Origin of the sequence: Paracraurococcus lichenis (assembly GCF_030657435.1) — a bacterium.
GTDB lineage: Bacteria > Pseudomonadota > Alphaproteobacteria > Acetobacterales > Acetobacteraceae > Paracraurococcus > Paracraurococcus lichenis.
Map to the genome: position 1 here is coordinate 1 of NZ_JAUTWS010000122.1, position 9783 is coordinate 9783.

Consider the following 9783-nt stretch of genomic DNA (forward strand, 5'->3'; position numbering starts at 1 on the left):
GAGGCAGCATGGAAACGCAGTCGAGGGGGTGAATGCCGACCTCAAGCAGGCGGTCCCGCGCAAGGCCCCGGCGCGCAGCAAACCGCAGCTGAAGCGCGCGGCGATCAGCCACATGCGCAGCCTCGCCAAGCGCCCGGGACGGATCCGCTCAATCTTCCAACACCCGCAGTTCCCTATGGCGCACGCCTGCGCTACGACCCCGTGGCGGACTTCGCGGCGGTGGCGACGCTGTGCCAGTTCCACATGGGCTTCGCCACCGGGCCGGCGACGCCGGCGCGTAGCTTGGCGGAGTTCGTCGCCTGGGCGCGCGGCAAGCCCGGCGTGCCCTTCGGCACGCCGGGGGCGGGCACGCTGCCGCACTTCCTCGGCCTGCAGTTGGCCAAGGCCGCGGACTTGAGCCTGGTACCCGTGGCCTACCGCGGCGACGGCCCGGCGGTGCAGGATGCGATCGGCGGCCAGATCCCGCTCACGATCAACTCGCTGGCCGGACTGGTGCCGCTAGCCAACGGCAGCACGGCCCTGCGCATGCTGGCGGTGGCGACCATGGAGCGCGTGCCGGCGCTGCCGAATATCCCGACCGTGGGCGAGGTGGGTTTCCCTCGGCTGGCGGTAGGCGGCTGGCAAGGCCTGCTGCTGCCCGCCCGCACGCCGGCGGCGCTCGTCTCCGCGCTGGACGCTGCTGTGGCCGAGGCGATGGCGCTACCGGAGTTGCGGGCCGGCATCGCCCGCCTCGGCCTGGTGCCGCTGCACGAGGGCGCCGCGGGGTCGGCGGTCCGGCTGAGGCGGGAGATCGCCGAATGGGGTCCGATCGTCGCCACCTCCGGCTGGCGGCCGGAGGACTGACGCAAACCCGCAACCTGCTTGTGCACGGGCCTGCGGATTCTTCGCCGGACCAAGCAGTTCCGGGGGCCGGTCAACCATAGCCGGGCGGCCGCCGCTTCCGCGGTAGCGCGTGCAGCAGGTCCGCCGTGGCCCGCGTTGGATGTCCGCTGCCGACCCTGAGCGGTCCTTCGTGCCCGGCCCGCCAAGGTCTGCTCCTGGGAGTGAAGCGGCCATTTAGCGAGGGGGCACAAGATCGACGGCCTCGCGCCTAAAGCGGCCCTTCAGCCGCCGCAGATGTGTGCTCCGAAGCGGCTATCCCGTCGAGACGGCTATCTCGACCGTTCGACGGAAACTAGGAGCCGTTCCGTTACCGCTAATGTTGCATGCTGTGTCCGCCGAACCCATGCAGGAGGAGCTCGGTCGGACAAGGCACTTCTTCTCGCCACGATTACGCCGGCGTGGCTGATTGCAGCACTGCGAGGCCATCCACCGCCCGCACTCCCTGGCCAACTTGGCCAACGAAGAGGGGGTTGATCTCCGCCTCCACCAAGCGCTCCCCGAGTGCCCCGGCCATGCGAGCGAAAGCCAGGACAGCATCGACCAGCGCTGGGACGTCGCAGGGTGGCGCGCCGCGGTAGCCGGCTAGCAGCTTCGCCGCACGGAGTTCACCGACCATCGCCTCGGCGTCGGTACGGCCGATCGGCAGCAGGCGCAGGGTGCTGTCCTCGAACAGCTCGGCCGTGACCCCGCCCAACCCGAGCAGCACTGCCGGGCCCAGTTGCGGGTCGCGGTGGAAGCCGAGGATCATCTCCACCTCGGCCCGCGCCAGTTCGCCTACCAGGAAGCCTTCGGGTGTCGGGGCGCCAGCCTGGCGCAGGCGCTCCAACATCTCGGCGCAGGCAGCCGGTATCTCCTCGGCGGTCAGCCCGACACGGACGCCGCCGACGTCGCTCTTGTGGGCGACGTGCCGCGACAGGATCTTCAGCACGACCTTGCCGCCGAGCTGCGCGGCCGCAGCCGCAGCACCTGCGGCGTCCACTACCGCGAATTCTCGCGTCGCCGGCACACCGAAATCGGCAAACAGCGCCTTGCTTTCCGCCTCATTCAGCGGCCCCACCGGCAGGTTCGCCGGGGCGGACAGCGCTGCCGCCGATTCCGGTGCGAACAGCACCGGACGGCGCTGCAGGGCTTCCAGCACCGTGGCAATGCTCTCCGGCGCAGTGAAGGCTGGCACCCTCTGCCGGTTCAGCAGCTCGACGATTCGGGGCGCGTGTGGCGACACATAGACGAGCAAAGACTTGTCAGTGCGAGCCGCACATTCGGTTACCGCCCCCGCGACGAGGTCCGGCTGGGCGAGCGCCGAGGAGCCGACCACAGTGACGACCGCGTCGTAGCTCGGGCTGTCCAGCAGCGCGGCGATGGCGCTGCGGAACACCTCCGGCTTTACCCCGGCCAGGGTTACGTCTACCGGGTTGCGGGCCGCCCCGGCTTTCTCGTCCTCGCCGAGCAGGGCGGCGATGCGCCCAGCGGTCGCAGCATCCGGTTCTGGCAGCGCGAAGCCGGTGATACCGCAGGCATCGGCCAGCAGCGTGCCGGCACCGCCGGTCGAGGTGAGAACGGCGATGCGCTTCCCGGCGGCTCGCTTGCCGCTGGCCAGGGCCGCGGAAATATCCAGCAGGTCCGAGAAGGTCTGGGCTCGAATGACGCCGAGCTGTCGGAACAGCGCGTCGAACATGCGATCCGCTCCGGCCAGCGCGCCGGTGTGGGAGGACGCCGAGCGCTCGCCGGCCTCGGACCGGCCGACCTTGAACACGACGATCGGCTTGCCGAGTTCCGCCGCCCGCTGCGCGGCGGTGCGGAAGCGGTCCGGCCGACGCAAGCCTTCCAGGTACATGGCGATGACGTCGGCCGCCGGATCGTCCAGCAACTCTTCCAGCACGTCGGTGCTGTCGAGGTCGGCTTCGTTGCCGGTGGCAACCAGCTTGGCAAAGCCGATGCCGCGGTCCGCTGCTCGGGAGAGTAGCGAACCGAGGATACCGCCGCTCTGCGACACCACCGAGATCCGCCCGGCCGGCAGATCACCGACCTCCAGGGCACCAGTGGCCGAAAGGGTGATGCGGTCGGTAAGATTCACGAGGCCGATCGTGTTCGGCCCGAGCAGCCGCATGCTACCTGCCGCTTGCTTCAGCGCCTGTTGCCGGCTGCCGCCCTCGCCACCGCTCTCGGCGAAGCCGCCCGCGAGCACCACGGCGGCCGCGGTACCGCGCTCGGCCAGGGCTCGCACGGCCGGCTCCACCTTGTCGGCGCCAAGTAGGATGATGGCGGCATCCGGCGCCTCGGGCAGCGAGGCGACATCCGGGTAGCAGGGCAGCCCAGCAATCTCCTTGGCGCGCGGGTTTACCGGATAGATGGCACCGGTGAAGCCATGCTTCTGCAGGTATCCCACCGGCCGGCCGGTCATCCGGGACGAATCGGCTGAGGCGCCGATAACGGCGACGCTCCGCGGCCGGAGCAGCTTGCCGATGGCGGTCATGACGGCCTCCCGGCCTTGGCGGCAGATTTCGCCAGGAAGGCGGTGATGGAGTCCCGATGCTCCTGGGTGGAGTAGCAGATTGCCTGGGCCTGACTGCCCATGTCGAAGACCTGCTCGACCGTCAGCTCATAGGTCTGGTCCAGGATGGACTTGCTGAGCGCCAGCGCCGCCAGCGAGCCCTGGCTCAGCTCCCGCGCCCAGGCTCTAGCGTCAGCCAGCAGGCTATCCGCGGTGGTGACGCGGTCGATCATGCCGATCGAGCGCGCTTCCTCCGGCGCGACGCGGCGACCGGAGAAGATCAGCTCCTTGGCGCGCACGAGACCGACCCGGCGGGGGAGGAAGTACATGCCGCCGCCATCCGGGATCAGCCCGCGCTGGATATAGGTCATGGCGAAGCTCGCCTGGTCCGAGGCGATGATGAAGTCGCAGCACAGCGCCACGTCGCAGCCGAGGCCCGCCGCGGCACCGTTCACCGCCGCGATCACCGGTTTGCCCAGCGCGTGCAGCGCGGCGATGGCATGATGGGTGCGCTGCTGGCGGCGCCAGCCGTTGATCGCCACTTGGGTCAGCGGCGCCTCCAGCCGCTGCTTCATGCCGCGCACGTCGCCGCCGGCGCAGAAGGCCTTGCCGGCGCCAGTTACGACCACCGCACGGATGGCATCCTCGCGGGAGATGCGGTCGAGCACCGCGACAAGGTCTGCGCGCATGGCGTCATCGATGGCGTTGCGCACTGCGGGGCGGTTCAGCAACAGGGTGGCAATGCCGTCCTCGACCTCGAGCCGAATGGCGGCCTCGTCCTGGGCAATGTCCTGGAGCATGGGAGTTCCTATCATTCGGGCTTGATGTTGGCGGCGCGCACCACTTCGGCCCAGCGCGCCTGCTCGGTTTGCACGTAGTCGGCGAGTGCCGCAGGTGAGCCACCCACCGGGCGCAGCCCTTCCTCGGCGACCGAGCGTGTGAAGGTTTCGGTCTTCACCGCCGCATTGGCGGCCTCGTTCAGTCGGGCGATATTTTCGGCCGGGGTGCCGGCTGGAACGTAGAGACCGTACCAGCTCTCGGCGACATAGCCGGGCACTCCCACCTCGGCGATGCTGGGCAGGTCCGGGAAGGCCGGGGAGCGCTCGGCAGAGGTGACGGCGATGGCACGCAGCCGGCCCTCCCGCACGTGTTGACTCACCCCCGTGGCGGTGGCGAACATCATGTCGATCCGCCCGGCCAGCAGGTCCGTCACCGCGGGTGCGCTGCCGCGGTAGGGCACATGCGTCATGTCCACCTTGGCCAGGTAGCAGAACAGCGCTCCCGCCAGGTGCGACGAGGTGGCATTGCCGAAGGAGCCGTAGGTCAGTTCGCCCGGCTTTGCCTTGGCTCGCGCCAGCAACCCGGGGACGTCGCGGATCGGACCCTTCGACGGCACCACCAGTACATTGGGGGAGAGGCCCACCAGCGCTACCGGCGCGAAAGCCTTCGTCGTGTCGTAGGGCAGGCTGGGCTGGACGCTCGGGTTCACCGCATGGGCGAAGGTCGCCATCAGCAGCGTGTAGCCATCCGGCGGGCTCTTCGCGACCACCTCGGAGCCGATGATGGTGCCGGCACCGGCGCGGTTGTCCACCAGCACCGTCTGGCCGAGCGCCGGGGCCATGCCCTCGGCCAGCACCCGGCTGACAATATCGGTGCCGCCGCCGGGAGCGAAGGGCACGATGATCTTCACCGGCCGGTCTGGATAGCCTGCTGCCCGCGCCAGCCGCGGCGCCGCCAAACCAAGCGGCAGCGCTGTCAGTAGGCGCGCGGCCTGCCGCCGCGTGAGCACGGCGCCCTTTACCGGGGATGTTGCCTCTGGATGTCGCATAGCCGTTCCGCTTCCTGAGCTGGCCCCTTGCCGGGCGCGGTTTCCTCGTGAGCGGCAGGTTTCTGCTTCTTCTCAGTCGCGGACAAACAGCTTTTTGGGCCGGATTGCCCAACGCTATGTTATGCATGTGTCCAGCAACAGAACCGCCATGCCTGCCCGTCAGCCGCCTGTCCCCATCCGGCCGCACCTGCCGTTGAATGCGTTGCGCAGCTTCGAGGCCGCCGGGCGCCGGCTCAGTTTCACCCTGGCTGGCGAGGAACTCGGCGTCTCCCAGGTGGCGATCAGCCGGCAAGTGAAGGTACTGGAACAGTGGCTCGGGGCGCCGCTGTTTATCCGCAGCACGCGCGAAGTGCAGTTGACCCCTGAGGGCGCCCGGCTACTGCCGCAGGTGCGGCAGGCTTTGGACATGCTGGCGCTGGCTGCCGGGCAGGTCAGCCGCCGTGGGCGGCGCAACGTACTGGCCATCCAGGCCTACACCACCTTCGCCCAGCGCTGGCTGATCCCGCGTCTGGCCCGATTCCATGAGCAGCACCCGGACATCGAGGTTCGCCTGACTGCCTCGGTCAGCCCGGTGGACTTCGACCATCAGGACGTCGACGCCGCGGTGCGCTCTGGCGACGGCGGCGGCTGGCCGGGGCTGGAGGCCGACTTCCTGACCCCGATCACCCTGCTGCCGGTCGTCAGCCCGCTCGTGCTGAAACGGCGCAAGGGGCGACTGCCGGCCGAGACCCTGATGGGCCTGACACTACTGCACTCCCTGGCCCGCCCGAACGATTGGGAAACCTGGCTGCGTGCCAATGATGCAGAGCAGGTCGTGGACAGCCGCAAGGGCCTGAAGTTCGAGAGCTCCGCCCTGGCCTTCGAGGCAGCGCTGCAGGGCAGCGGCGTGGCCATGGGCGTCGAGGTGTTGGTGCAGAGTTACCTCGCCTCGGGCGCCCTGGTCAGCCCTTTTGGCCAGCCGGTGCGACTGCCGGGCGGCTACTACCTGGTGCGGCCGCGTCACCGGCCGGTTTCCGTCGCCATGCGCCGGTTTCGCGACTGGATCCTTGCGGAACTCGACACTGCGGCGGGGACGGACGGCTGAACCGGGCAGCCGTCCGCGGCCGCTCAGTCCGGTTGGATGTTGTTGCGGCGGATGACCTCGCCCCACTTCTCCAGTTCGCTGCGCATAAAGGCACCGAACTCCTCGGGGCTGTTGCCGCCCGGGATTGCTCCCTGCTCGTGCAGCCGCTGCCGCACATCCTTGTCCTGCAGGGCAGCGATGGCGACCCGGCGGATGGCCGCGAGTGGCCCCACTGGCATGCGCGCCGAGGCGACGAGGCCGTGCCAGTTGCTGGCATCCACCGCCGGAAGGCCGAGTTCGGCGAAGGTCGGCACATCCGGTATCCAGGAGAGCCGCTCCTTGGTTCCGACGGCCAGCGCCCGCATGGCACCTGCCTGGAGCTGGGGGATGAGCACCGGCAAGTCGGCGAACCCTAGCTGCACCTCGTTGCGCAGGATGGAGGTGGCGAGCTGGCCGCCGGAGTTGTAGGCGATCTGCACCATGTCCAGACCGGCTGCGGCACGGAACTGCTCGCCCGCCAGGTGCGGCATGGAGCCGTTGCCAGTGGTGCCGAAGTCTAGGGCGCCGGGTCGCGCCTTCGCATCCGCGATCAGGTCCTGCAGCCTGCGGTAGGGAGAGGCGGCGGGTACCACCAGCGGCTCCGGCACCAGCACGCCGAGGGTGACCGGCACCAGGTCGCGCAGCGGGTCGTAGGGCGTGCCGCGGCCGAGCTTCGGCGCGACAGCTAGCGCCCCAGCGCTACCGATGCCAAAGGTGTAGCCGTCCGGCGCGGCCTTGGCGATCACGTCCACACCGGTCATGCCACCGCCGCCCGCGCGGTTTTCGATGATTACCGGCTGGCCGAGCGCCGCGCTCATATGCGGGGCCATGATGCGGGCGACGATGTCGCTCGGCCCGCCGGCGGCGAAGGGCACCACGAAGCGCAGCGGGCGCGTCGGGAAGGCGTCCTCCGCCCGGGCCGGCAGGATGAAGGGCGCGCCCAGCAGCGCGGCCAGGATCTGGCGCTTTCTCATCGATGTTTCCTCCAGGGGTTTCCCGGGCTGGCGCTCAGGCGAGGCCAGGCAGGCGGTAGAAGCGGGCGGCGCTGCGCCAGAACAGGTCGGCCTTCTCCTCGGCGCTGACCGAGGCGGCGATACGCTTCATGGCGTTCCAGCCAACGGCGTAGGCGTAGCTGCCCTTGTCCACCGGAAAGTTGCTCTCGAACATGCAGCGCGCCGCGCCGAAGCTCTCGATGCAGCGCTCCATCCAGGGGCGCCAGGCCTCGGCCAGTTCGAGGGAGGAGGGCGCGCGGTCCCGCGCCTCGAAGCCGAAGCCGGGCAGGCGCATGCCGAGCCCGCCGAGCTTGACCATCACGTTCGGGCAGCCGGCCAGGTCCCGGAGGTTGGCCGACCACTCGGCGAACACTGCATCCCGCCGACTGGCGTAGCGGCCGATCCCGAGCACACCGCCGCAGTGGTTGAGCACGATCGGCACCTGCGGGAAGGCGCGCGCCAGCGCGGCCAGGCGCGGGATCTGGTGGAAGTAGAGCCAGGCATCGAAGCTGAGGCCGAGCTCCGCGAGACGGGCGAAGCCGACGCGGAACTCCGGGCTGTCCAGCATGTCTTCGGCCGGCTGGTAGGCCGGGTTCAGCATCGCCGGGTCGGGATCCCAGGTGGCGATGTGGCGGATGCCGCGGAAGCGGTCGCCGCCGGCACGGAGATGCGCCTCCAGCACCGGGCGCACCGCATCGCCCAGCCGCAGGTCGGCTGCGCCGACGATGCCGGCGCAAGCCCGCACATCGCCGTAATGGCCGCTGGCGCACATGGCGGCGACGCCGTTGGCGAACTCGGTCTCGCCCACCGCGCGCATCGCCGGCGGCCCCTCGGCACGCAGCATGGAGCGCGAGGACTGGACGTAGACGGTCGCCCGCACATCGTGGCCGCTGCGCAGGTCGGCCAGCAACTCATCGAGCAGGTAGCGCCAGCCCGGCTGGTCCCAGAGGTGATGGTGCGGGTCGATGATCGGCTGGCCCGGGTCCAACGCCTCCTCCCGCGTCGTCGCCAGCCAGTCCTCGCACACCGGGATCTGGTGCTGATGCCCTGAGTTGCTCATGCGCGGTGCTCCGGATCTTCGAGTTCCGGGGCCAGGCTGCCGGGCAGGCCGAGCTCGAAGGCGTTCAGCGTCAGCGCGACCAGGCAGTAGTAGCCGAGGATGCCCACCAGCTCGACCATGCCGCGCTCGCCCAGCGCGGTGAGGCCCTGGCCGTAGAGCGGCGCCGGGACGCGCCCGCTGGCCAGCAGGGTGGAGGCGACATCATAGACTGCCCGCTCCCGCGCATCGGCCAGCGCCGGCGCACGGCGGGCGGCGATGGCGGCGATGACCTCGGGGTCCAGGCCGGCCTTCAGCGCCTCGCGCTTGTGCGCGGTCCATTCGTGGTGCGAGGTCCAGTGCCGGGCGCAGACCAGGATGGCGAGTTCCGACAGGCGCGGCTCCAGCGTGGTCTGGTAGCGCAGCAACTCGCCGAGCTTCTGCCCGCGCGCGGCCAGCTCGGGGTTGCGGATCCAGGCGATCATCGGCGCCGGTACGCGGCCGCGGATGCCGGCCACTGCCTCGGCGCAGGCGGCGCGCTGCTCCGGCGTCATCGCCGCCTCGGGCGGCAGGTCAAGGCGGGACATGCGGACTCTCCTCTGTCGTGTCAGGCGAGCGCTAGGATCGGGGCGGGATCGCCGCCGAGGGCGCGGGTCACGGCCGCGGCCTCGCGCAGCACGAGCGGCAGGCAGCGCGCCTCGGCCGCTGGATCAAAGCGGTAGCGCGGCATGGTGATGCCGAGGGCGCCCGCGACGGTGCCGCGCCCATCCAGCACCGGGGCGGCGATGGCCACGACCTCCGGCAGGCGCTCGCCATGGCTGACGATGGGCAGGCGCGGGCGCGGCTCGCCGTCCAGGGCCACCAGCGCGCGGCCATAGGCGCCGATGCCGAGCGGCGCTACGTCCCCCACCTGCGCCACGGTGCGCACCGGCTGCGGGCTCTCCTGGCGGAACAGGCAGCGGCGCCGGTCGCCCTCCCGCACGAAGAAGGCGGCGCTTTCCTGGCTCTCGCTGCGCAGCCGGTCGAGCGCGGGCATGACCTGGTCCTCCAGTCGCAGGCTGCGGCGGAAGCGTTCGCCCAGCACCAGCAACTGCGGCCCGAGCGCATAGCCGCCCGCGGCGGCGCGCTGCACGAAGCCATGGCTCTCGAGCGTGCCGAGCAGCCGGAGCGCGGTGGTCAGGTGCAGCCCGGCGCGGCGGGCGACCTCCACCAGCGGCAGGGCCGCGTCCCCGTCCCCGAAGGACTGCAGGATGGCCAGCGCGCGATCCACCGCACGCACATTGCCCTCGGCTTCCGTGGCTTCGCGCGGCGAGGCCACGGCGGCCGGCTTCGAGGGATCGGTCGGTTTCCTCTTCACGCTGCCTCTTTAATCCTACCTTCCGCACAATGGAAGTGGCTTGCACAGGATGGATGTCGAGTGATACCGGTAGCCGTGCAAAGGGCCGGGAGGGA

Annotated in this window: 9 protein-coding genes; 2 read left to right on the forward strand and 7 right to left on the reverse strand. The window is 70.4% G+C overall.

Features of this window, described 5'->3' with window-relative positions:
* Nucleotides 1–843, forward strand: an 843-nt coding sequence (locus tag Q7A36_RS36135; RefSeq protein WP_408903910.1) for a tripartite tricarboxylate transporter substrate-binding protein, incomplete at its 5' end; no start/stop codon positions are given.
* A gap of 427 nt (nt 844–1270) precedes the next feature.
* Here the strand turns inward: Q7A36_RS36135 and Q7A36_RS36140 are convergent.
* From Q7A36_RS36140 to Q7A36_RS36150, 3 genes are read right to left on the reverse strand one after another with little or no spacing between them, the layout of a single operon-like run.
* Nucleotides 1271–3355, reverse strand: a complete 2085-nt coding sequence (locus Q7A36_RS36140) for an acetate--CoA ligase family protein (RefSeq protein ID WP_305108645.1) — start codon at nt 3353–3355, stop codon at nt 1271–1273.
* The gene (locus Q7A36_RS36145; protein ID WP_305108646.1) at nt 3352–4173 is read right to left on the reverse strand and encodes an enoyl-CoA hydratase/isomerase family protein; all 822 of its coding nucleotides are present in this window, start codon (nt 4171–4173) and stop codon (nt 3352–3354) included. The genes Q7A36_RS36140 and Q7A36_RS36145 overlap by 4 nt, the downstream gene beginning before the upstream one ends.
* An 11-nt stretch (nt 4174–4184) precedes the next feature.
* Entirely contained in the window at nt 4185–5201 is a 1017-nt protein-coding gene (locus Q7A36_RS36150; RefSeq protein WP_305108647.1) for a tripartite tricarboxylate transporter substrate binding protein, read from the reverse strand.
* 148 nt (nt 5202–5349) lie between these two features.
* On the opposite strand from Q7A36_RS36150, the gene Q7A36_RS36155 reads away from it, so the two are divergent.
* Entirely contained in the window at nt 5350–6285 is a 936-nt protein-coding gene (locus tag Q7A36_RS36155; RefSeq protein ID WP_305108648.1) for a LysR substrate-binding domain-containing protein, read from the forward strand.
* Nucleotides 6286–6308: 23 nt separating this feature from the next.
* On the opposite strand, the gene Q7A36_RS36160 is transcribed toward Q7A36_RS36155, so the two are convergent.
* Genes Q7A36_RS36160 through Q7A36_RS36175 form a run of 4 tightly spaced genes read right to left on the reverse strand, consistent with a single transcriptional unit; the run spans nt 6309 to nt 9688 of the window.
* Nucleotides 6309–7277, reverse strand: a complete 969-nt coding sequence (locus tag Q7A36_RS36160) for a Bug family tripartite tricarboxylate transporter substrate binding protein (protein ID WP_305108649.1) — start codon at nt 7275–7277, stop codon at nt 6309–6311.
* Nucleotides 7278–7311: 34 nt separating this feature from the next.
* Nucleotides 7312–8355, reverse strand: a complete 1044-nt coding sequence (locus tag Q7A36_RS36165) for an amidohydrolase family protein (protein ID WP_305108650.1) — start codon at nt 8353–8355, stop codon at nt 7312–7314.
* Nucleotides 8352–8918: a carboxymuconolactone decarboxylase family protein gene (locus tag Q7A36_RS36170; protein WP_305108651.1), complete on the reverse strand. Its 567-nt coding sequence runs from the start codon at nt 8916–8918 to the stop codon at nt 8352–8354. Before Q7A36_RS36170 ends, Q7A36_RS36165 begins: the two co-directional genes overlap by 4 nt.
* 20 nt (nt 8919–8938) lie before the next feature.
* On the reverse strand, nt 8939–9688 hold the full coding sequence (locus Q7A36_RS36175; protein ID WP_305108652.1) for an IclR family transcriptional regulator: 750 nt from the start codon (nt 9686–9688) through the stop codon (nt 8939–8941).
* Between the last annotated feature and the right edge of the window lie 95 nt (nt 9689–9783).